The organism is Flagellimonas nanhaiensis (assembly GCF_003382275.1).
GTDB lineage: Bacteria > Bacteroidota > Bacteroidia > Flavobacteriales > Flavobacteriaceae > Flagellimonas > Flagellimonas nanhaiensis.
The window spans coordinates 1144153-1167536 of record NZ_QTJX01000002.1 but is presented as its reverse complement, the minus strand read 5'-3'; the positions used below and the strand labels follow the sequence as shown (position 1 = coordinate 1167536).

Below are 23384 nucleotides of genomic sequence, written 5' to 3'. Positions count from 1 at the left end.
ACTTTTTCAACATATTTCTAACATAACTCATTCCGATGTATTCAATGTTTTTAAAGGCGTGTTCATCCAAATTTCAAGTTCCCTTTTTGTTGGCGCAATCTGCTGCTCACCAAAAAATGGTTTTTCCATGTCCATAAATGGTCCTTCGGTAGGATATGAAGCTTTTTCATTCACTTTATGTACAAAGAATTCTCTAAATTGATAATACGTTTTGATAAAATCCTCGCCCAGGACATCTCCATTTTCGCTCGTTATATTATCAACTTTGACATCAATAATTTTAGTTTCATCATTGTTATTCCAAACATCACTCTTTAAGGAATTCACCGCTGCCTTCATATCTACTTCATTCAATTCTGGGTAAAGCAAAACTGTTTTATCATCAATTTCAATAGAATTGACCCTCACCTTTTTGTTCTTGAATTTTATGGAATAAAGATTCCGCTTTGTAGCGCTTTTTGCATCAGGTTTTGAATTAAATTTTATGGCTATACATTTCTTCCCCGGGAGCAACGAAATTTCTTCTATGCGAAAGGCTGAAGGAGATTTCAATTTAAAGGAATTTTGAAAACTTGAATAATTGAGGTACATCTTACCTCCTACTTTTTGATATTCGGTAATTGTTTCAAAAATTAGTCTGCTGTTCTCCCATAACCCATCGTTTTCCTGTTTTTTCCTTGTAACCTCTTTATTATAAATAGCATATTCAATCTTGTGAATGGAAAAATCGTACTTTGAAATGAATAGCTTACCCTTTACCACGTAGTCCGGGTGGTTTCTCTTAAAGGTTATTACCGATAACAGATCAGCACCCAACGACAGATTTCCCAAAGCTGAAAAAGAGTGGTTTTTTAGAAAATCAGATTGCAGCTCATTTACAAAATCAAAAGAATCTATATTGTAATTCCTAATCGGGTCATGTATTCGTAAGATTACGAATTCGTTTCCTCCATAATCGCTAAGAAAGGCATTAGTGATCGTCTTTTTTCTTGTTTCATAATCATAAGGCAAGCGGGCCAAAGTATCTATTTCGAAATCATTGGTTTCCCTACGGTCATAAATTCTAACTTTTGTTGTAAGTCGGTCTATTTCACTGAAACCTTTATCAAAAACTTCCACAGATGCCTCACTTAAGTTCACATACTTCCCTCTTTCCAATTGATATTCACGATAATATCCTAATAGGGAAAAGAAATTTAGAGCATAGTTTTCCGGGATAGCCTTAATTGCCTCTTTTACAATTTTACGTGGGGTTAGTTTTTTTCTTTTTTCCGCATAAAGGGTCACGCTATCCAATTCTATGGCTTCAATGTTCATTTTAATAACACTAGGCTGACTTGATGCTACGTTTGAAAGTTTTACTTCAAGTGCCTCATAACCAATGCAGGAAATTAGAACCTCATTTCCAATATCCACATAATGTTTAGGAATCTTAAAGCTTCCGTCCAAATTTGAGATTATTCCAATTGATTGTCCCTTTAATTGTATTGTGGCATATACAACAGGTAAATTGTTTGATGAATCAACCAGTTTTCCCACAAAATACTCGTCTTCTTGGGAATGAATTAACCAAGAAAAGAGTATCAGAAACGTAATTGACAAGTTCTTAAACAACTTCATATATATTTACCTTCAATCAAATGTAAACTTACCCAAGTCAAAGCCATTAACCCCATTACAATTATGATTCATAACACGATGACAGTATGCAAGATAATGCTGAATACCCACAAATTCTGCTAAAGGCCAATTTGGAATGTAAAATGTTGCGGAAATCTGAAGGTCAAGGCACTTCTGAAAAGATCTTTTGACAAAAACTTAAAACTGCAGCTTAAAGGAAAGATTCAACCTCATCAAAAACTTGACATTTAAAATTATTGGGGTTAATTGTTTACAGACCTTTTTATGGTGGTTTTGGTCAGAATATAGATTCTAGTTAGTCTTTTATCTTCTTTTTCCATTTTTCAAAACCAACCTCATGAGATTTTTCCGTTAGAGGATACAAACCAATTATTGATTTACCCTCCTCAACATTTTCTATTACATATTCTTCATAGAGAGTCATTTCAAGGCATTCCTCGGCCACTCCATTGGCTATGCCTGAAGGTATTACCATAACCCCATCATTATCTCCCACTATTATATCACCCGGAAACACCGCAACATCACCACAACCAATAGGTTCGTTGATTGCTATAGCCTGATGCAGGGTCAAGTTGGTGGGAGCAGAAGGTCTATTGTGGAACGAAGGAATATCCAGTTCTGCTATTTCCGCGGAATCTCTAAAACCTCCATCCGTGACTATTCCGGCCACACCTCTCTTTAAGAGTCGGGTAACCAGAATGGAGCCTGCAGAAGCCGCACGTGAATCTTTTCTACTGTCGATGACCAATACACCTCCTACAGGACATTGCTCAACTGCTACCCGTTGCAAATGTTTGGGATCTCTGAATACTTCAATGGGATTTAAATCCTCTCGCGCGGGAATGTAACGCAATGTAAAGGCAGTCCCAACCATGGTTTCCTTCATGGAGCGTAATGGCCCAACATTTTGGATGAATTGATTTTTTAGACCCTTTTTAAAAAGGCATGTAGCAACAGTGGCGGTACTTACCTTTTTTAATTTCTCTATTGTGGAGGCATCTATATTTCCCATAAAAACTAGTTCTTTCGGTAGGTTTATTGGACCTCTTTCCAAGTATTTCTAAGGAAACTGAGGTCATTTTTCATTTGCTCAAAAACTTTTTTTGGCTCTATTGTAATTTCTGAATTTCCATGCTCCGCACCGCCCAATCCATATTCAAAATGTAAGGAAACAGGTACTTGCACGCCATATTTTCTAAGTAAGGAAAAATATCTTTTAAAATCGACCATCCCTTTCCCTAAAGGAGTGTTTATAGGCTTCCTTTTTCCATTTACAATTCCCCATTTAAAATCCTTAATGGCTATCGTCTTGATATGGGAAGCAATGTTTCTTAACCCGAGCTCCCAGCTTCTCCCTCCTTCAACCACAGCATGTCTAATATCATATTGGCATCCTAAATGGGTGTTGTTTGTTTTGGATAAAAGGTGCGGCAAATCCCAAATAGGTGCCCCTACGTGGTTCCCAGAATGGTTTTGATAGCATCCAATCAGACTCAATTCTTTGTTGACCGATTCCAATTTTCTGAATTGCTCAGCATAGACTTCTATGCTTTCGGGAATACTTCTGTTTTCTGGATAGTCCAACCAACCGGTTCTATAATGAGTAAACCCATTGGTGCTGGCAGCTTTCAGAACTTCGATATTTACTGTTTTATCAGCATTAGTAATATTTGTGGTCATCAAAGTTGGTGAAAAACTCATTGCGCGCATAGCTTCAACTGCTCTTGGAAGATCTTCGGATACTCTTTCAGGGAGCACGTGACCTTTTGGCCTCACCGTAAGGTCCAAACCATCAAATCCCATTTCGGCTGCTGCCTCACACATATCTTGATAGTTAAGAAACTGCAGATGTTTTGAAAATATAAACACATCAAGCTCATACTTTGTTGGTTGAGTTGAGTAAATACCTTCATTTGCAATTGTGAGTGGTGCAATTATCAAAGCCGAACCTGCTAGGGTAGATTTTTTGAGAAACTCTCTTCTGTGCACCCCAGGATTTTTATGCTGTTCAGTTTTTTTTATCATTCCCATATTAGCTTATTCAGGAGCCAGTAATACTTTGAGTCCGTTAAGATTTTCTTCAAGCACCTCTTTTGCATCACGTGATGCCACATGCCCCAAAATTCCCCAAGGGCCTTTGAACCCCGACTTTTGAAGTGTACGAATCATTTCTTTTTCATGTTTTCCGTGTCCTATTGGCAGGATTTTTTTTCCATCGACCTCCATCCCGTTTAGATTCACTGCTTTTAAATAAGGAACAATGGAATTTGCAACGTTATTAAAATCATTAATAGCCCCATGGGCGTGATGAAAGTTATAGATGATGCCAATATTAAATTCTGGAAGCTTTTGAATAACTTCTAGCTGATTCAGAGGATTCCCAAACCAACCACTGTGGTTGTACAGCGCTATTTTGCAATCCATGGCCGTTACTTTCTCGGCAATGAAACCCACTAAATCCGTTGCCTTTTTTACAGATTGTTCTTGATCTAACCCTTCAAAGAAATTTCCGTTAAAACCGACCCAAAAAGTTGTTTTAAGATCCAATTGCTTTATTATTTGCAGTAAGTGCTCGTTATCAGCGCTTAAATGTTGAAGACTATCTCTTTTTGCGTTGAGCCAAAGCCAGACCCCAATAATCTCAATATTGTTCCTAGCTGCTAGCTCCAGTTCAGTAAAAGTGTCATCTAAATGTTCATTGCGCCAATCGTAGGCATACTTTTCAAACCCTAGATTCTTTATCATGTCAATGCGCTCTTCCGGTGAGCGCTTTAGAGAATCGTAAGCTACAATACACCACGGATAGGTATTATCGATGCCTATTTTGTTCAGGGTTTGCCCTGAAATACTTGAAATTGAAAAAGCGAAACAATAAAATACCCCCCATTTTACACATTGGAAATGTATAAAGGACCTAAGTGCTGTATTTTTTAGCAGTTTCAATTGTTTTATGTTAAAAATTTGATAGTGTAACAAATATACATATATTTGGTTAACCAATTTGGTTGACCAATTGAAGGGCTTTTTTGAACAATCATTCAAAACCGAAATAGCTATTAATAATGACCATCGCCAGCCCACAACAATTTGGTCGCAGAAAACCTACCGGATGCTATGAAAGCTAAAAGAATTTTAACGATTCTGTTTCTTTTAACCACAATGGGCCTTATGGGCCAAGAGATTTCTTCGACTGAGATTATTTCGAATTCAGATTTACACAAATACCTAAAAAAAGAACAGAGAATAGATTTACTAGGCTCTGAGACACCTACCGCATCCCATTTGGCAAAATATTTTAGACAAGTTTTTTCCGAAAGATATTTTTATGATTGGAAAAATTTTGAGGTACGCTTTAAACTTTATAAAGATTTGTATAAAGATAGAAAGGCAAGTCATCTAAGGAGGGCTTCGGAGCATATGGAACGATTTGAGGCCCAAACCAAATGGCAGCTTCCATTTAATGACAAAACTGGTAAGCCTTTGGATACCTACTCCTTTAGGCATTTGGCTAGGCAACACAAAATGCTGGACATTGCTTTTAGCTATTTCTACCAAGAGAAAGACCCAAAATTTATTGAATACTTTTTAAAGCAAAAATCATCTTTGAACGCTGCATTAACCGCAAATGAATTTGAAACATCATCTACCGGGAATGGTGTTTACGAGGGTCTAAGGTCGGGGTATAGAATACTCAACTGGCTGCAGATTCACAATATGTTTTTGGGAGAGACCGCGTATAGCGATGAGGAGCAATTGAACACTATTGCAACTTTGCTACAAACCGCTGCGGAGTTGTATGAATCCAATCCAGAGTTTGTTCCAGGAAACCATCAAACAAGGGGAATGTCCGCACTGGCTATGGTTAGCATACTATTCAGGGATTTCGAAGATACAGAAAAATGGTACCACCATTCCATGAAAATCTTGGAAGAACATTTGAAAGCAGAGATAAATGATGATGGATTTCAATTTGAGCGCTCTCTTCATTACCACTTGAGTGATATTGAAAATTATTTCTATGTGTATCAGTTGGCAATGTTGAACAAACAAGAGGTTAGCGAGATATGGACCAACAAGATGAATGCACTTTTTACAACATTGACCAAAGTGGCATACCCCGATGGCACTGCTCCTGCATTACAAGATGATACAGATCGTCCATGGGCAGAGCGAAACATTATATCAGATTTTATGGCATTGGGCTATTTGCTGTTCAAAGATCCCGTTATGGGGTATTTTGCAGATGATAGGCTGAACCATGAGCTTTACTGGTTTGTAAATAAGGAGAAGTTGGAAGAATTGAAGGAGATAAAAACTCAAAAGCCTGATATTGGTTCTGTTGCCTTTCATGATACCGGTTATTTTATCATGAGGGATGGATGGGAACAAGATTCCAATGTAATGATAGTTACTGCTGGTTTGGATGATAAGAAACCGGATCACCAGCATGGGGACATGCTTGGAGTTCAAGCATGGGCCAATGGCAAAGTTATCTTACCCAATTATTTGGTTAGGTACTCTTTGGACGATTTTCAGCTCTTTAAAAATTCCATGGTAAAAAATGTGGCCTTGGTAGATGATGAACTGCAGGGCAAAATTTGGACTCCGAACAAGGGTAGAACCGGTTTTGGAAAATTTGGCAGATTGCCGCATCCCAAAGTTTTGGTTTGGAATTCAACCGAAGAAATGGATCTTTTTGTTGGCACACACAACGGGTTTGAAGATATCGACACCCAATATTCAAGACAGGTAATTTTCTTAAAGAAAAACTTCTGGATTATCAAGGATAATTTCAAATCGGAGGAAAAACGTGATTTCAGGCAGGTTTGGCAAGGTCACTATACCATGGAGCAGGCACCAAATCATATTTTATCATCTTTTGAAAATGGTTCGGGGTGTTCCATATTTCAGCTCAATAGTGTTGATAGTATTGATACCCAGGGTAAAAGAGGGAAGGAATGGACAATAATGACCAAAAACAATGTTGACGAATTTGAATTTGTCACCATTATTTTACCTTTTGATAGTTATCTAAACGTCATTGGTCAATCAGAGGGGAAAACCTATTTTGGTGATTGGGTACTCAATGTTTCCCCTTGGTCGACTGTGGGACCTGATTCTGTTTCAATCACCAATGGTCCAAAACATTTTTTCTTTTCGGTGGATTCCATATCAAAAGGAAATATCCAAATAAAGTTTTCCGAAAGAGCGGACGTTTATTTAGAACAAAAAGAAAATCAATTGAAAATCAAGTCGCTGGTTGCAAACCAGATGACTGCTGAGATATCTTATAGGAACTCAAAGAAAAAAGAAATGGCACCGATCATGCCTGGTGAAATGGTAACAATAAAGCTCGATTGATTTTTTAATATTGAAACGGCCATGTTGTGCCGCACATACATTTTAAAATCAGTCATATAACATAAATTGACATGAAACAACTTAGAATATTTTTATCCTTAGCTATAGTGACCACTTTTTTTACGGGTCTTCAATCCTGCAAAGAACAAAGGGTTGATGGTACTTTGGTGAACACCATGGAAGATTTTGACAATGCTGTAGCCAATGCCCAACCTGGGGATGTAATTGTTCTGGCAAATGGGGTATGGGAAGATGCTGAATTATTGTTCGAGGGGAATGGAACCAAAGAGAAACCGATTACCTTGACAGTTGAAGAAAAAGGGAAAGTAAGCTTAGAAGGAGCTTCAAATCTCCGAATGGCCGGCCAATATCTCCATGTGGAAGGCTTGGTTTTCAAAAATGGTTTTACTCCGACTACAGAGGTGATCTCTTTCAAAAAAGACCGGAACTCTTTCGCTATAAATAGTAGGGTAACAGAATGCGTAATAGACGATTATAACAATCCTGAGCGCCATGAACCTGATACCTGGGTGGCCATATATGGAAAAAACAACCGTGTGGACCACAACCATTTGGTTGGTAAAAGAAATAGAGGGGTCACCATGATTGTTAGGCTCAATGGGAAAGAACATCAAGAAAACCATCATAAAATTGACCACAACTATTTTGGACCAAGGCCAAACCTAGGGTCGAATGGCGGCGAAACTTTGCGGATAGGCACCAGCCATTTTTCCCGTACCAATTCAAACACTCTTGTAGAAGCAAATTATTTTGATCAATGCGATGGGGAGCACGAGATTATCTCAAATAAGTCTGGGCAGAATACATATAAAAACAACGTGTTTTATGAATGTATCGGAACATTGACCATGCGCCATGGTGAAGGAACACTTGTAGACGGAAATGTTTTTATTGGCAATGGTAAACCATCAACTGGAGGCATACGGGTCATTAATGGAAAACAGACGGTAACCAATAATTATGGCATTGGGCTCACAGGATATCGCTTTAGGGGAGCCTTTGTAATCATGAACGGCATCTACAATTCCCCAATCAATAGATATGATCAAGCAAAGGATGCGGTTGTAAAGAACAACACTTTTATAAATTGTGATCACGTTCAATTGTGTGCTGGGGCAGATGCAGAACGGAATGCTCCGCCAGAAAACTGTGTTGTGGCGGACAATATTTTTTACAATGAGAAACGCGATAACCTTTTTACGGTATATGACGATATCAGTGGAATCAATTTCCAAAACAACATTATCAGTCCAAATGTAAATTCAATCTCAGAATCGGGCTTCACCAAGTTGGAATTGGAACTGGAAGAAAATGAAAATGGTCTTTTGGTCCCTGCTGATGCAACACTAAAAACCGGCGCAAAACTCAGCTCTGAAATTGCTACTAAGCAAAATACCGGTGTTTCATGGTATTCTAAGAAGACTAGTGATGTGTTGCTTTCCTCGGGAAAAACAATTCAAGTAGCAGCAGGCCTTAATAGCCTGTTCGAGGCTGTTGAAAGCTCGGAGCCTGGCGATATTCTTGAGCTGGATTCCGGAGAACCGTACACCCTCACAAAAAGTATTGCCATCAAACATCCACTGACCTTTAGGGGTACAACAGGCAATAAAGCCAAAATTTTGTTTGAAAAGAAGTCGCTCTTCGAAATCCAGAATGGTGGAAGCCTTAGTTTGGAAAACATCATTTTTGATGGGGAAGCATCTCCGGACAGAACAGGAAATTCGGTAATAACCACTAGCAAATACTCTATGAACAAAAATTACAAGTTGTTTGTAGATAACTGTGATTTTGTGAATTTGGATGTGAATCATTCGTATGATGCCATCCGGGTGTATAAGAATACATTTGCTGATACCATTAGCATCAAGAACTCTAGATTTAAGACCATCTCTGGCAATGTGATCGCTTTGGATAAAGAGACCGATGATATAGGAATATACAATGCGGAGTATGTAATCCTCAAAAATAATGTCTTCAATGGAGTTGGAGGTGCGGTACTTAGATTGCACCGTGGAGGAAAAGATGAAAGTACCTTTGGTCCCTTTTTGCAAATGGCACATAATGTTTTGGATAATGTTGGGCACGACAAGCGGAATAAGTATGGTGCGGCCGTTTCGCTTTATGGGGTACAGGAAATTGATATCAAGAACAACATATTTGACAATAGTAAGGGTATAAATATGCACTTGGTGGTGGGGGAACCCATTGTAAAAGTGGCTAACAACAATTTTTACAGATCGGATAAACTCGAAGTCACAGGAGATCAAAAATATACCGTTGAAAACTTATGGTCCTTGTCCCCTGGATTCATGGACGACCAGTCATATAACTTAAGTGGAGATTCCGTTTTAAAAGGAAAGGGAACCGATGGGAGCGACTTGGGATTGATCAAAAGCTAAAAATAGGATGGGAAACACAATACTTCGAGCTACAAAAACCCTAGGCTGCATACTAATGGTGTTCAGTTCATATATGGTATTGGCTCAGGAGCATCCAAATCTTATTCTGACCAAAAGAGGGGTAGAAAAGATCAGGGCAGAGCTAGGTAAGGTTCCACTGTTTGATGCATCCTTAAAAATAATACAAGAAGAAGTTGATGCAGAAATCGCTTTGGGTATAGATACACCCGTCCCAAAGGATTATTCTGGTGGTTATACCCACGAACGGCACAAGCGTAATTTTTTAATTCTTCAAAAAGCTGGGGTTCTTTTTCAGATTTTACAAGATGAAAAATATGCAGTTTATGTTAGGGATATGCTTTTTCAGTACGAAGCATTATATAAAGACTTGCCAGTGCACCCAAAGGAACGGTCCTATGCTCGGGGAAAACTGTTTTGGCAATGTTTGAACGATAGCAATTGGTTGGTGTACGTTAGCCAAGCCTATGATTGTATTTATGATTGGCTATCAAAGAAAGAGCGCCAACAGCTTGAAAAGAATCTGTTCCGACCTTTCGCTGATTTCATATCCACGGAGAACCCACAATTCTTTAATCGGGTTCATAACCATAGTACCTGGGGGAATGCTGCTGTGGGCATGATCGGATTGGTAATGGGCGATGAAGAGCTCATACAGAGAGCATTGTACGGCATTGAGGATGATGGTCTTGATGCCGATGCCAAGGATAACGATGGGGGCTTTATCAAAACGCAGGGCAAAGCAGGGTTTTTGGCCAATCTCGAAGAACCTTTCTCTCCTGATGGGTATTATACCGAAGGACCGTATTATCAAAGATATGCCATGTATCCATTTTTGATTTTTGCAGTTGGACTCCACAATGTAAAACCGGAGCTTAAAATTTTTCAACATAAGGACAGTGTACTATTAAAATCGGTCAATGCGCTTATCAACCTCTCGAATGAGGACGGGGATTTTTTTCCTTTGAACGATGCTCAAAAGGGTATGTCATACTATTCCCGTGAGTTGGTCACTGCGGTTAACATTGCCTATCACTATGGTGGAAGCGACCCTAGATTGCTAAGCATTTCAGAAAAACAGGATAGGGTGATCTTGGATGATTCAGGGCTATCTGTTGCACTGGGTATTCGCGAGGATAAAACAGAGTCTTTTAAGAAACAGTCCATTCATCTATCCGATGGTCCGGATGGCAAACAGGGAGGAATTACCGTGCTACGTGAAGACAAGCTCGAACTAGTATTTAAATATACTGCCCATGGATTAAGTCATGGCCATTATGACAAACTATCCTTTATGCTGTATGACGAGGGTATGGATGTTTTGCAAGATTACGGTATGGCGCGTTTCGTCAATATTGAACAAAAAGGGGGAGGAAATTATTTAAGGGAAAACACAACCTGGGCCAAGCAGACTATTGCCCATAACACCTTGGTACAAAACGAAACTTCACATTTTAATGGTGAATATGAAATAGGAAGTCAGCACCATTCAGAGCTTTATTTCTATGATGTGTCTGATAAAAATGTACAGGTGGTGAGCGCAAAGGAAAACAATGCCTACCCGGGTACCAAAATGCATCGAACCATGGCATTGCTCAGTTTTGAAGATTTTGAAAAGCCAGTAGTGCTGGATCTTTTAAGGGTAAGTGCCCAAACAGAAAACCAATATGATCTGCCCTTTCATTTTTTGGGACAGGTCATGAAAGTGAATTTTGACTATAGTTCACCCTCCGACTTAGGAGCATTGGGGACCGATAACGGTTATCAACATCTCTATATAGAAGGAAAAGGAAAGCCTAAAACAAAAAACACTAAACTTTCGTGGTTGCGTAACAACAAATTTTACACGCTAACCTCTGTGATCCATAAAAATGATGAAATGCTCTTTACTAGATTGGGAGCCAATGATCCTGAATTTAACCTTAGAAGAGACGCCAGTTTACTGATTAGAAGAAAAAACAGCAAAAACACTGTATTTGTGTCGACCATAGAATCTCATGGTAGTTATAGCCCTGTTTCTGAATTCTCGGTTGATTCAAACAGTGGTATTGCGGAATTGCAAGTGGTTCACGACTCTTCCGATTACACCGCCGTGACCATTGAAAATGTAGAGGGAAAAGTAGGGTTGTTTATTCTATCAAATAAAAACCCTTTAAAAGACAAGAAACACACACTTACCATTAACAATAAAAACTATCAATGGACTGGGCCTTACCATTTCATTAAAACTAAACAATAACAGAATTATGGAAACATTTGGAGCAAGCAAAGAATTTTTAATGGATGACCACATTGAATGGGAGGTGGTTGGAGAAGGCGTGAAGCGGAAAATTATGGGATACGACGATAAGATCATGTTGGTAAAGGTCCATTTTGATGTTGGGGGAATTGGTCCCATGCACGAGCATTATCATTCACAAGTAACCTATGTTGAAAGCGGTGAATTTGAACTTACTATTGGTGAGGAAACCAAAATTATGAAAGGCGGAGATGCATTTTATATCCCTCCGCATGTAATGCATGGTGCAATCTGCAAAAAATCAGGGATTTTAATCGATGTTTTCAGCCCGATTCGTGAGGATTTCATGCAGTCCTAGTTTACGGAACAATGGTTTTGTTTAACCATAAACGTCTTAAACTAAACAAATCTATTAAGTCCTCAAAATTTTAACACTTAAATGATAAAATCATTTTTTTTTAACGCTTTGATAACATATATTTGGTAAACCAAATTGGTTGACCAGTTTGGAATACCAATAAGAAAACAACAAAATATGAAAACATAGACCAACAAAAAAAGGATAGGTGCACGCCTATCCTTTTGTAGATATCACTTCTTTGGAGGGAAGTAATACGTTAACAAGCTCACCTTATAGGTAGCTGTCAACACAAAACTACGGAATTCATTTGATTTTAAGAGAATTGTAGTGGTTGGCAGAGATTTATGAGGCAATCACTATGCACAATGTGAATCGAATTTTAACTGAACAACAAGAATAATTGAAACTAACTAAACAAATGAATTTTAGATCAAAACTAATATTGATTGGGATATTGCTCGTCAGTCTCCAATCAATAGCCCAGGAATCTTATACAGTATCCGGGGTCGTAAAAGGAGCAGATACCTTCCCGATCCCGGGGGTAAATGTTATCGTGCTCAACACAACAAGAGGTACCCAGACCGATTTTGACGGCAACTACTCTTTAACGGTTTCCACCGATGAGGTATTGCAGTTTTCGTATCTCGGTTACGCTACCCAGACTGTCATTATTAATGGACAATCAACAATAGATATTACACTTCTGGAAGATACCAGCCAATTGGATGAGGTTGTGGTTATCGGATATGGCACACAAAGAAAATCAACAGTAACGGGGTCTATATCCAAAGTGGTTAATGAAACTTTGGACCAAATAGCCGTATCAAGGGTTGATGATGCTTTGATTGGTCAAGTATCTGGGGTAAATATCCAAGCAACAAATGCAGAAGCAGGAGGCGCGCCCACTATTACCATTCGGGGTGTTGGATCCATTAATGCAGACTCTGGTCCCGCATTAGTTGTGGACGGTATCGTGGTTAGCTCAGAGTTTCTTGCCAATATTGATATGAATGATGTAGAATCCTTCGAAATACTTAAAGATGCTGCATCTGCATCAATTTATGGTAGTGAAGGTGCTAATGGTGTTATTTTGATAACAACTAAAAGTGGTAGGGAAGGCAAGACACAATTCAGCTATCAAACCTACACAGGATATAAGCAAGCTCATGGAAGTGACGATTATAAAAAGGACCTTAAGGAATGGGCAGCTATAGAACAGGCAGCAACGGGAACACTTTCTGGAGAAACTCTATACGCTTTGGACATTGTTGAGACCACAGGTATCAACAGAGACTGGCAAGATGTCTTCTTTGATGGAGGAATAGTAACAAGTCATTCACTATCAGCTCGTGGTGGGAATGAGAATTCTACTTTTAGCGCTTCTTTAAGAGCTTTGAGTGACGAGGGAGTTGTTATTACCGACGATTATCAATTATACACCGCAAACTTAAAATTTGATACCAAGATTGGAAAAAGACTGAAATTTGGTCTTAGAGCGTCTCCTTCGTATACAGAACAAAGAAGGTTGCCCACCTCCATACACAATCCAACTCGGCAGTCCCCATGGTTACCCATATACCACACAGAGGAAACATTACAGTACATCAATCGTGATGTATATCCTGATGTTGATGTGGGGGATTACTTCTGGGAAAACCATTTGGTCAACATGGATTTTGATAATGATGGCAATAACGAAAGACCCCGTACGTCTGGTGATTCCAATCCGTTTCAACAATATGTTGAGAGACAACATTATGAGTTTAACACAAAGTTGTTCGGTTCTTCTTATTTGAGCTATAAACTGGCAGATGGCTTAACAGCAAAAACTTCCGTTGGTATTACTTTGGAGCAACGAAGAAGGGACAGATATGATGGTGTAAACTACCATGCTTCTGGGGCAAGCCGTTCTAATTTCTACTTGCAGAATCGTTTTAGAACGAGAATAGTAAATGATAATACCTTAAACTACAACAAAGATTTTGGAGATCATAGTTTGAACTTGTTGGGCGGTTTAACCGTACAACAACGTAAAACCGAAATAAGCGAGGTTGAGATAAATGGTTTTACAGATGATCGTTTAAGAAACATCAATGGAGGTAATCCTGATAACCTAACCGCTATTCAAAATAATGGTGAGCGTAAGAAAATAGGTATGTTCGCAAGGGTAAACTACGCTTATAAGGATAAATACTTATTGAATGCATCTTTCCGTAGAGATGGTAGTTCTGTTTTTGGAAACAACACCAAATGGGGTAATTTCCCCGCAGTATCCGTAGGTTGGAATGTTGCTAAGGAAAGTTTCTTGTTGAACAGTGAATTAGTAAATAATTTAAAGTTAAGGGCTAGTTATGGTTTAACTGGCGCTGAAAACTTTAATCTTGACACCCTTGAAGAAACCATATGGCCTTACCTATCATTATTGCAGAATACCAATGCTGTTGTTAATGGCTCTTTGGTTTCGGGTTCATCTCCATTAAATATTGCGAATGCCGATTTAGGATGGGAGGCTTCCGAAGAATTCACCGTTGGTTTGGATTACGGTTTTTGGAACAATAGAATCTCTGGGTCCATTGATTATTATCAAAGAAATAGTGATGACCTTTTGTTGGAAAATCCAGTTTCTTACCTAACCGGTTTTAATGGTGGTATTGTAAACCTAGGTGAGGTTCAAAATAGAGGGGTGGAATTTGAGCTTAGGACCAGAAACATTATGAAAGAGAACTTTCGATGGAGCTCTACATTGATTGCTTCTACCAACCAAAATGAGCTATTAAGTTTTGGAGACTCCAATAATGCACTGATTGAAGATACATATGGTAGAAATTCACAGTGGATAAACAGAATAGGAGAACCTATTTCTTCATTCTGGGGTTATGTAGTGGATACCGAGGCATTTGATGAGACCGAATTTAGGACTACCTACGTGGACAATCCTTGGAACAGGATTAACGGACAATCTGATGATACCATTGTTGTCGACTTAAACGGAGATGGCATTATTACAGAAGACGATAAAACGATTCTTGGTGACCCATATCCAGATTTGATATATAGCTTCACCAACGAGTTCCAATTTGGAAATTTTGATCTATCGTTCATGGTGCAAGGAAGTTTGGGGGCCCAAGTAAACAATATTGGAGATCAATATTTCTTCAATTGGTTTGGTAATAGAACCAGAAGTGGCGGTGAGGCACAAGCCGTTGCGGACGGTTTAGTTCCACATGCCTCTTTCATACAGGAAAAAGTATTGACCAGTGAGGTAATTGCAAGTGCTGATTACTTTTCGTTGAGAAACATTAATGTAGGCTACAATTTTGATAGTGATATATTCTCCGAAATAGGCATTTCTAATGTTAGACTATATGCTACTGCTCAGAATCTTCTGTACATAACCGCAGATGACTATCATGGTTTTAACCCTGAACATGACGACAACGGCAACGTAAGGGCGTATGGCTCTCAAAGGGCCGGTACACCAATTTTTAAAACGGTGACCCTTGGTCTTAACGTAGATTTTTAAAAAAACAAAAAGAAAATTATGAAATATATAAAGTATATAGTACTCACATTGACAATGGTCTTCATGTCGTGTGATACAGACGAGTTTTTGAATCCGTTACCGGACTCGGTGGTAGTCGAAGAGTCATTTTTTCAGACTGATGCTGATGTTGAAGCAGGTATCATTGGAATTTACGATGCCCTTCAAGGGGTCAATGAAAATACAGAGACAAACATAGGTGATGCTAATAGAGGTGTGCAATTTGAACATCTATTAACAGAACATAGAACAGATAATACCAGAAATGCAACCTTGGAAGGTTCCAAATCTGATTTTCATAGATATGTGGTTGATGCAAATAATGTCGAATCAGAGGATTATTACGCATCAATGTATGAAGTAATATTTAGAGCCAATAACATGTTCAGGTTTGTAGAGTTGGCCGACGCAAATAATCAGGCACGATATACAGCAGAGATTAAGTTTTTAAGGGCCTATGCTTATTTTAAATTGGTAAGGTTATTTGGTGATGTGCCTTTGGTAACTGAAGTTTTACTTCCAGATGATAAAGAGGCCCTTTTCACTAGGGTGTCTACCGCATTGATTTATGATCAAATAATCCAAGATTTACAGGAGGCGGTGAACGTTTTGGATAATACCTACAAAGCCAGAGCTTCCAGAGCGGCGGCCCAAGGCATATTGGCCAAGGTTTATATGAGTCTGCCAACTCCAGATTATGCAGCGGCAAAGTCACTTTGTGAAGACATCATCAGTAGTGGCCAATTCAGCTTACAGGACAACTTCACCGATGTTTTCTATAATGAATTGAACGATGAGATCATATTTGCAATTCAATATGCTTTTGGAAACCAACTTGAAAGTCAGAGTTTCTCTTCTGAATTTACATCTTTTGTTCGACAGGGAAGAGAAGATGGTCAGAACATTGTAAATGACAATCTGGTGGCAGATTTTGCCGCTTTTGGTGGCAATCGAGGTGAGCAATCGTTCATTAATTATGGAAGTTCTATCGAGGTGATTAAGTATTTGCCCGAAGGTTCGGACATTACGGTTTCTCCTCCAACCTACGGGGATAATGCCAGAGATGCTGGAAATGACTATATAGCTTTGCGTTATGCAGATGTTTTGTTGATGCACGTTGAAGCGACAATAGGAACAGGTACCAGTACAACTGATGCAGGTGCACTACAATCTTTTCAGATGATTCGGGATAGGGCATTTCCAGAAACAGCTCCTAACAGCGTGTCAAGTGTTAGCAAAGATGAACTTTTAGTGGAAAGACGTGTGGAACTTGCGTTTGAAAACCAGCGCTGGTTTGACCTGCTTAGATTCGGTGTTGCCAATGAAGTATTGAGTGCTCACTCTGATGAGATGGGATATGTTTTTACCGGAAGGGATTTGCTATTGCCAATTCCGGCAAGGGAAATTAATTTGAGCGATGGGCTTTTGACGCAAAACCCTGGCTATTAATAAAAAATAAAAATACTATGAAACATATTATAAATAAATTTAGTAGAACAAAACTGGTGCTGGTGTTGCTGGCAGTGACTGGTGTTGCTGTGAGCTGTGTAGGTGACGAAATTTTTAGAGACGAATTGCCAGGGGCAAACTCTAAGGTAGATGAGATATTTCCAGAAGCTAACTTTTCATATGCTTCCTCTGCAGATGATTTTAGGATCATCAATTTTACCAACCTATCATCGGAGGCATCCACTTATTCTTGGGATTTCGATGGAAATGGCACCTCTAGTGAAGAAGATCCTACATTTACATTTGAAGATGGTGAAGGCACCTATGCTGTAACATTGACCGCTACTGATGGAAATGGTGTAACAGGTACCACTACAATAGATGTTATTGTGGCTGAAGGTCCATTTCAACCTATTATTTTGGAAGCAGGTTTCGAGGATGATACCCTACCAGAGGGAGGCGGTGATGGAAGAGACTCATGGAGAAACAGTGATCTAGGTGGCGTTATCCAGATTACAGGAAGCCCTGTCACTTTTGGTGATCAAGGCGGTAAATTGCCTACCCCGGCAGGAGACCGGGCAGGTTATCAAGAAATTACGGTAGAACCTGATACGAACTATGACCTGAGTTTTTGGTATACAATGTTAAGTGGATCTTCCGATCCTAGGTTAATAGTATCAGTTTTAGGGGTAACAGAAAATGGAGGCACTTTCACCACATTGGAAGATGTGGCTAACGGTACCATTGCCTCTGTAACGGTAACCGATGATTCTGAGCCTGATGTTTACCTACAACAAAAATTGTCTTTTAATTCTGGGACTAATAATACAGTAGCTATTTTCTTCACCAATGGTGAAGTAGAAGGTAGATTGGATGACTTCACGATTGAGGTTGGTGCCGAAGGTGCTGTACCTCCATCTGTCGGCTTTGCATCTGCTCAGAGTGAGGTGAATTACTTGGAATATACCTTTACAAACTCCTCAACTGGGGCAACAAGCTATGAGTGGGACTTTGGTGATGGAAATGTTTCAACAGAAGAGTCGCCAACTCACGTATACGCCGTAGCCGATACCTATACGGTAACACTTGTTGCTACTAATGATTCCGGTTTGTCAAATTCATTGGAACAGACTATTACCATTTTAGCTCCCGTAAGTGCTGATTTCACTTCTCAAGTGGACCCAGGTGATTATAGAACGTTTTCTTTCATGGATGCCTCTGAAGGTTTGATAGAATCATTGTTATGGGAATTTGGGGATGGTTTCCAATTTACCGGAATGGATCCAACACATACCTATGATGAAGACGGAATTTACACGGTTACCCTTACCGCTACAAGTATAACTGGAAACATAAGTGTGGCAACAGAGGAACTTGTCGTATCTCAAGGTTTTGTGGTACAGGTATTAAATGGAAATTTTGACCTTTATGGCACAACTGCAGGATGTACTGGAGAAAGCACAGGGGACAATGCCGATCCATGGGATATGACACCTAATTCTACGATTAAGGATTGTGATGGAAATGATATTCCTAGTCCGTATGATCCTCTTTGGGACAATGGTGCTTTGGATAGCTGGCTTAATACTGAGTACGGTGATAATAGCGAACAGCCTGGTTCTACCAGTGATGGAAATAATGACACTAGAGGAGGAAAACTTGAAGAACCTAGCCGCCGTTTGTATCAAGTAGTTCAAGTACAGCAAGGAGTTTCGTATACTTTTTCAATTGATTCACGTACATCAGGCTTTCAAACAAATACTGATGTCTTCATATTGAATACTGAAATCGAAGATGAAGTAGGAATCAATGCATCTACTTCTGACAGTGCTGTTGATGCGTACTTTGAAATCACAAATGATTTCAATGCAGATTCAAGTGTATTCGTGACCAGCAGCTTCAATTTTACACCATCTACAAACCAGATAGTGATTTATGTGAGGAATGTTGATGTTGTTGACAATACGGCTGAGGCCTTCTATGATAACATAACCATTGAATAATAGTAAATAAACACTGTTGATACATCAAAACCACCCGGTTTATAATTGGCTGGGTGGTTAAATCCCAGTGTTTAAAGAGTGAAGAATATTGTACTTAATAATTGATTTATAGTATGAAGATTTTCCTAAAGACATATCTGGCAACTTTTATGATAGCATTCATGATAGTTAACGTTTCTGCTCAGGAAAAGAAAAGTGGCGTTGCTATATCCGATGCAAAAGTTGAAAGGAAGAAGAGGAAAAAGAAAAAGTACAAGCTTCCAAATATTGATTTAAGCCACTGGAAAGTTACTATCCCTGAAGGTGAAGGCAAAGGTGGTGCCGTAAGTGTAAAACCTCCAGAGATTTTGGAGTATGCCAACAATGAAACTTTAAAGCCATATATGTACAATGATTCTACCTCGGGAGCCCTGGTGTTTTATGCTTACCCTTCTAATGCAACCACGGCAAATACCAAATACTCAAGGTCAGAATTAAGGGAGCAAATGCAACCGGGAAACGATAATGCAAACTGGACATTTAAGGATGGTGGATATTTGAAGGCTAAAATGGCAATGGGAGAAGTGACCAGAGATAAAAAAGGCAAACACCATAGAGTTATTGTTGCACAGATCCATGGAAGATTGACCAATGAACAAAGAGATTTGATTGGACAAAAAGACAACAATGCACCACCAATTTTAAAAATATACTGGGACAAGGGAAAAATAAGAGTTAAGACCAAAGTTCTGAAGTTTGCTGGAGTGGGCCCAAAGGGTATTTTGTACAAAGAAGCATGGACTGATGACAAGGGTAGAAACTTTGAGGAAGAGGTAGGTTTTAGAAAATTTACCATTGAGGTTAAGGTGACCGAAGGAAAAATGGTGGTATCCCTAAATAAAAATGAATTTTTTGTTTATGATAGTCCCAGCATTAAACGATGGGGAATATTTGAAAACTATTTTAAGGTGGGCAATTATTTGCAGACCAGAGATGAAGGGGCCTTTGCCAAGGTTAAACTTTATGAACTATCTGTAACACACTAACCAAGAGTTCGATGACTACAAATACAACACATCTAATCTGTTTTTCTCTGCTACTCGTGATGGGTTTGAGTGCTTTTAGTTGCGAATCATCGTCTGAGGAGATTATAGAAGACACACAAACAGAAGATAGCAACATAGAAGATGATGTTGTGGATGATACTGTGCCAGATGATAATGAGGGGTCAACCTATTTACTTCCGGAAATCGATTTAAGTAATTGGAAGGTAACCTTGCCGATTGGAGCTCCAGATGAGGTCAAACCTCCAGAAATTTTGGATTACGCTACAAATGAAGCTTTACTTCCTTACATGTATAACGATTCTACAGATGGGTCTTTGGTATTTTACACCTTTCCGGGCTCATCCACTCCAAATTCCACCTATTCAAGAACAGAATTGAGGGAACAAATGGAACCCGGAAGTAATAATATCAATTGGACATTTGCCCAAGGTGGCAGAATGACGGGGACACTCTCAGTTCCTTTTATTTCAGAAGATGAAAATGGTAAAAAGTACCGAACCATAATCATGCAGATACATGGCAGATTAACCAATGAACAACGAGATTTGATTGGGGAGGATGACAATAATGCGCCCCCGGTATTAAAGATTTATTGGAATGATGGTAAGGTAAGAGTCCACACAAAAAAATTAAAAAACCTAGATGTGTCCAATGAGGAATTGTTGCACACTTCTGCATGGGAAGATGATGTGCCTTATAGCTTTCCTGAACCTGTGGGAACCGAAAAGTTCTCATTGGAAGTAATTGCTTCCGAGGGTAGGATTGAGGTGATATTGAATAATAACGAATCTTTTGTAAAAGAAGATATCCATATGGAAAAGTGGGGTGTTTTTGAAAATTATTTTAAGGCAGGAAATTACCTTATTAGTAAGGACGAAGGCACATCGGCAGTGGTAAAATATTATGCCTTACAGGTTGAACATTGAGTTAGTTGAGTTTAGTAACTATTGGCCAATTTTTTTTGGCCAATAGTTTTTAACATCTTAAAGTTTAATTGGTATAACAATAATAATAAAGATGTTTTCTTGGTTAGGACAAATTGACTAAATTTAACAAACCAATCTGGTTAACCAATTTAACCTTTAATTGATACAATGAGAATAGAAATTCTGACAAAGAACGAAATCAACAAGGTGCAAAAGGGAATTATTTCCAGTATAAAGGATTATATCGAATATAAAAACTTGGAACCAGGTGATAAGTTACCTTCCGAACGAATGCTTTCTGAAAAATTTGGTGTCAGCCGAAGTAATATCAGAGAGGCAATTCAAAAACTTGAGTTTTTTGGCATATTAAAGTCTAGACCGCAAAGTGGGACTTTCATTGCCAACATCGGACGGGTTGCTATGAGTGGAATGCTGGATGATATTTTAAGGTTAGAAGATCCCGACTTTAAGTCTTTGGTGGAAACACGAATCTTATTGGAGCTTAAAACTGTACGTTTGGCTTCTTTGAGAAGAACAGATGAAGATTTGGCAAAAATGAGGCAAGCTTTGGATGCCTATAAAAAGAAAGTGTTGAACGAACAGGATGCAGTTGAGGAAGATTTATTGTTCCACTTGGCTATAGCGCAAGCCAGTAAGAACAGTACCATGAACACTTTTATGTTGGTCATTACCCCAGAGATTATTACAAATTTTGAAAAATACCATGTTTGTGATGCTAGCCTTTCATTCAAGGGAATACAGGAGCATGAGGATATTTATGAGGCGATCAAGGAACAAGACCCTATAAAGGCCAAAGAAAAAATGAAGGCGCATTTTAAAGTTTTATATCAATATTGTTATAACATTTAAAGATTAATTGTAATGGTAAAAACAAGATTGCACGCTTTTGTTTTTACCATATTGAAATAATAATTGGAGGGAAGAAGAACTTACTAAAATACGATGGCAATTCTTGCAGAGCGGCAAGATTTACATTTCAAGTTTAGGTTTCCAAAGTTTAAAAAGGGATTGGTCTCCTTAAGGATCATTCCCTTAAGGGAACCCCTTGTCAAACTTCCCCAAAATTTTAAGTAGAAAATGAAACTAAAAGGCTTACGTTGGTGGATTATAGGGTTGATTGCCCTAGCCACAGTTATCAATTATGTTGATAGATCAGCATTGGCCATAATGTGGCCAGGTATTTCAGAGGAATTGGGAATGACGGAATCAGATTATGCCATCATACTCAACGTTTTTATGGTTGCTTATGCGTTAGGTCAATCAATCTCCGGTAAAATGTACGATAAAGTAGGTACCAAGTTGGGTTATGTTATATCCATTTTTGTCTGGTCCCTGGCATCTTTGCTGCATGCCTTTTCGCGAGGAGTACTTTCAATAAGCCTTTTTAGGGTATTGTTGGGAGTTTCAGAAGCGGGTAACTGGCCTGGTGCAGTGAAAAGCAATGCCGAATGGTTTCCTGTTAAGGACAGGGCAATAGGTCAGGGGATTTTCAATGCAGGGGCCTCTCTTGGATCGGTAGTTGCTCCACCCTTGATTGCATTTTTATACCTGGGTTTTGGTTGGAGGACCACTTTTATAATTATTGGGGCCGTTGGAATGTTGTGGATTATTCCCTGGTTGATTTTCAATAAGAAAAGACCTAAATACCACCCCTGGATAACCGAAAAAGAAAAGCACTACATCGTTTCAGGAAGGTATGAAAGCCGCCAAGAAGACCATGAGGGAAAAGGCTTGAGCATTGCCAAAATTCTGTCCTATAAAGAATCTTGGTCCGTTTTGGCTTCACGCTTCTTTTTGGAACCCATTTGGTGGTTGTTCGTAGGATGGATGCCACTTTATCTACAAAACACATACGGATTTGATGTAAAGGAAATAGGAATGTTTGCATGGGTGCCATTTGTTGGAGCTGCAATCGGAAGCCTTTTGGGAGGTATTTTTACCGAAAGGTGGGTTGCTGGCGGCACCAGCATTGATACGGCTCGGAAGCGAACAATTTGGATTGGAGGACTTTTGATGTTCTTGGGCTTGGTGACCACCATACTTTTTGCCGATAACCCCACAAAGTTCGTAGTCATTGTGGCCTTTGTGCTATTTGGCTTTCAATTTGCCATTTCCAATATTCAGACCATCCCAAGCGATCTTTTCAGTGGAAAATCTGTAGGAACCTTGGCCGGATTGGGCGGTACGGTCGGTATTTTTTCCGTAATCGCCATGAATTTTCTTATTCCGGTAATAACAAAAACATCCTACACACCAGCATTTATTTTAATTGCAGTATTTGTACCGCTAGGAGTGTTGTCAATATTCAGATTAGTAAAGAAAATAGGACCAGTTGAAAATAAATAATAAAACGAT

Annotated in this window: 15 protein-coding genes; 11 read left to right on the top strand and 4 right to left on the bottom strand. The window is 39.0% G+C overall.

Going from position 1 to position 23384, the window contains the following annotated elements:
• Window positions 1-27 precede the first annotated feature (27 nt).
• The 4 genes from DX873_RS12810 to DX873_RS12795 all read right to left on the bottom strand — a co-directional run bounded on the left by DX873_RS12810 (window position 28) and on the right by DX873_RS12795 (window position 4389).
• Entirely contained in the window at window positions 28-1620 is a 1593-nt protein-coding gene (locus DX873_RS12810; protein ID WP_116184810.1) for a carboxypeptidase-like regulatory domain-containing protein, read from the bottom strand.
• 316 nt (window positions 1621-1936) lie between these two features.
• The gene (locus DX873_RS12805; RefSeq protein WP_116184809.1) at window positions 1937-2656 is read right to left on the bottom strand and encodes a ribonuclease activity regulator RraA; all 720 of its coding nucleotides are present in this window, start codon (window positions 2654-2656) and stop codon (window positions 1937-1939) included.
• Window positions 2657-2679: 23 nt separating this feature from the next.
• On the bottom strand, window positions 2680-3669 hold the full coding sequence (locus DX873_RS12800; RefSeq protein WP_116184911.1) for a sugar phosphate isomerase/epimerase family protein: 990 nt from the start codon (window positions 3667-3669) through the stop codon (window positions 2680-2682).
• A 12-nt stretch (window positions 3670-3681) separates the two neighbouring features.
• A complete protein-coding gene (locus DX873_RS12795) occupies window positions 3682-4389 on the bottom strand; it encodes a sugar phosphate isomerase/epimerase family protein (protein ID WP_181899500.1) in 708 nt (235 codons plus the stop codon).
• A gap of 369 nt (window positions 4390-4758) precedes the next feature.
• On the opposite strand from DX873_RS12795, the gene DX873_RS12790 reads away from it, so the two are divergent.
• The 11 genes from DX873_RS12790 to DX873_RS12740 all read left to right on the top strand — a co-directional run bounded on the left by DX873_RS12790 (window position 4759) and on the right by DX873_RS12740 (window position 23375).
• Entirely contained in the window at window positions 4759-7005 is a 2247-nt protein-coding gene (locus tag DX873_RS12790) for a heparinase II/III family protein (RefSeq protein ID WP_116184807.1), read from the top strand.
• Window positions 7006-7076: 71 nt separating this feature from the next.
• Entirely contained in the window at window positions 7077-9425 is a 2349-nt protein-coding gene (locus DX873_RS12785; RefSeq protein ID WP_116184806.1) for a chondroitinase-B domain-containing protein, read from the top strand.
• Between the two features lie 7 nt (window positions 9426-9432).
• Window positions 9433-11682, top strand: a complete 2250-nt coding sequence (locus DX873_RS12780; protein WP_181899499.1) for an alginate lyase family protein — start codon at window positions 9433-9435, stop codon at window positions 11680-11682.
• Between the two features lie 7 nt (window positions 11683-11689).
• On the top strand, window positions 11690-12040 hold the full coding sequence (locus DX873_RS12775; RefSeq protein WP_116184804.1) for a cupin domain-containing protein: 351 nt from the start codon (window positions 11690-11692) through the stop codon (window positions 12038-12040).
• 421 nt (window positions 12041-12461) lie between these two features.
• Window positions 12462-15566: a SusC/RagA family TonB-linked outer membrane protein gene (locus DX873_RS12770; protein ID WP_116184803.1), complete on the top strand. Its 3105-nt coding sequence runs from the start codon at window positions 12462-12464 to the stop codon at window positions 15564-15566.
• Between the two features lie 18 nt (window positions 15567-15584).
• Window positions 15585-17033: a RagB/SusD family nutrient uptake outer membrane protein gene (locus tag DX873_RS12765; protein ID WP_116184802.1), complete on the top strand. Its 1449-nt coding sequence runs from the start codon at window positions 15585-15587 to the stop codon at window positions 17031-17033.
• Window positions 17034-17050: 17 nt separating this feature from the next.
• Complete coding sequence (locus tag DX873_RS19185; protein WP_116184801.1) at window positions 17051-19036, top strand: PKD domain-containing protein; 1986 nt, start codon at window positions 17051-17053, stop codon at window positions 19034-19036.
• Between the two features lie 113 nt (window positions 19037-19149).
• Window positions 19150-20061: a polysaccharide lyase family 7 protein gene (locus DX873_RS12755; protein WP_116184800.1), complete on the top strand. Its 912-nt coding sequence runs from the start codon at window positions 19150-19152 to the stop codon at window positions 20059-20061.
• Window positions 20062-20072: 11 nt separating this feature from the next.
• Window positions 20073-21008: a polysaccharide lyase family 7 protein gene (locus DX873_RS12750; RefSeq protein ID WP_232520911.1), complete on the top strand. Its 936-nt coding sequence runs from the start codon at window positions 20073-20075 to the stop codon at window positions 21006-21008.
• 168 nt (window positions 21009-21176) lie between these two features.
• Window positions 21177-21878 carry a FadR/GntR family transcriptional regulator gene (locus DX873_RS12745; protein WP_116184798.1) on the top strand — a complete coding sequence of 234 codons (702 nt, stop codon included), beginning with the start codon at window positions 21177-21179 and terminating at the stop codon, window positions 21876-21878.
• A 228-nt stretch (window positions 21879-22106) separates the two neighbouring features.
• Window positions 22107-23375 (top strand): MFS transporter, encoded by a 1269-nt coding sequence (locus DX873_RS12740; protein WP_116184797.1) that lies wholly within the window; start codon window positions 22107-22109, stop codon window positions 23373-23375.
• Window positions 23376-23384 lie beyond the last annotated feature (9 nt).

Bases quoted from the DNA above. Each gene is read 5' to 3' on its own strand.
- DX873_RS12810 (WP_116184810.1), bottom strand. From the start codon at position 1,620: ATGAAGTTGTTTAAGAACTTGTCAATTACGTTTCTGATACTCTTTTCT.
- DX873_RS12805 (WP_116184809.1), bottom strand. From the start codon at position 2,656: ATGGGAAATATAGATGCCTCCACAATAGAGAAATTAAAAAAGGTAAGT.
- DX873_RS12800 (WP_116184911.1), bottom strand. From the start codon at position 3,669: ATGATAAAAAAAACTGAACAGCATAAAAATCCTGGGGTGCACAGAAGA.
- DX873_RS12795 (WP_181899500.1), bottom strand. From the start codon at position 4,389: ATGATAAAGAATCTAGGGTTTGAAAAGTATGCCTACGATTGGCGCAAT.
- DX873_RS12790 (WP_116184807.1), top strand. From the start codon at position 4,759: ATGAAAGCTAAAAGAATTTTAACGATTCTGTTTCTTTTAACCACAATG.
- DX873_RS12785 (WP_116184806.1), top strand. From the start codon at position 7,077: ATGAAACAACTTAGAATATTTTTATCCTTAGCTATAGTGACCACTTTT.
- DX873_RS12780 (WP_181899499.1), top strand. From the start codon at position 9,433: ATGGGAAACACAATACTTCGAGCTACAAAAACCCTAGGCTGCATACTA.
- DX873_RS12775 (WP_116184804.1), top strand. From the start codon at position 11,690: ATGGAAACATTTGGAGCAAGCAAAGAATTTTTAATGGATGACCACATT.
- DX873_RS12770 (WP_116184803.1), top strand. From the start codon at position 12,462: ATGAATTTTAGATCAAAACTAATATTGATTGGGATATTGCTCGTCAGT.
- DX873_RS12765 (WP_116184802.1), top strand. From the start codon at position 15,585: ATGAAATATATAAAGTATATAGTACTCACATTGACAATGGTCTTCATG.
- DX873_RS19185 (WP_116184801.1), top strand. From the start codon at position 17,051: ATGAAACATATTATAAATAAATTTAGTAGAACAAAACTGGTGCTGGTG.
- DX873_RS12755 (WP_116184800.1), top strand. From the start codon at position 19,150: ATGAAGATTTTCCTAAAGACATATCTGGCAACTTTTATGATAGCATTC.
- DX873_RS12750 (WP_232520911.1), top strand. From the start codon at position 20,073: ATGACTACAAATACAACACATCTAATCTGTTTTTCTCTGCTACTCGTG.
- DX873_RS12745 (WP_116184798.1), top strand. From the start codon at position 21,177: ATGAGAATAGAAATTCTGACAAAGAACGAAATCAACAAGGTGCAAAAG.
- DX873_RS12740 (WP_116184797.1), top strand. From the start codon at position 22,107: ATGAAACTAAAAGGCTTACGTTGGTGGATTATAGGGTTGATTGCCCTA.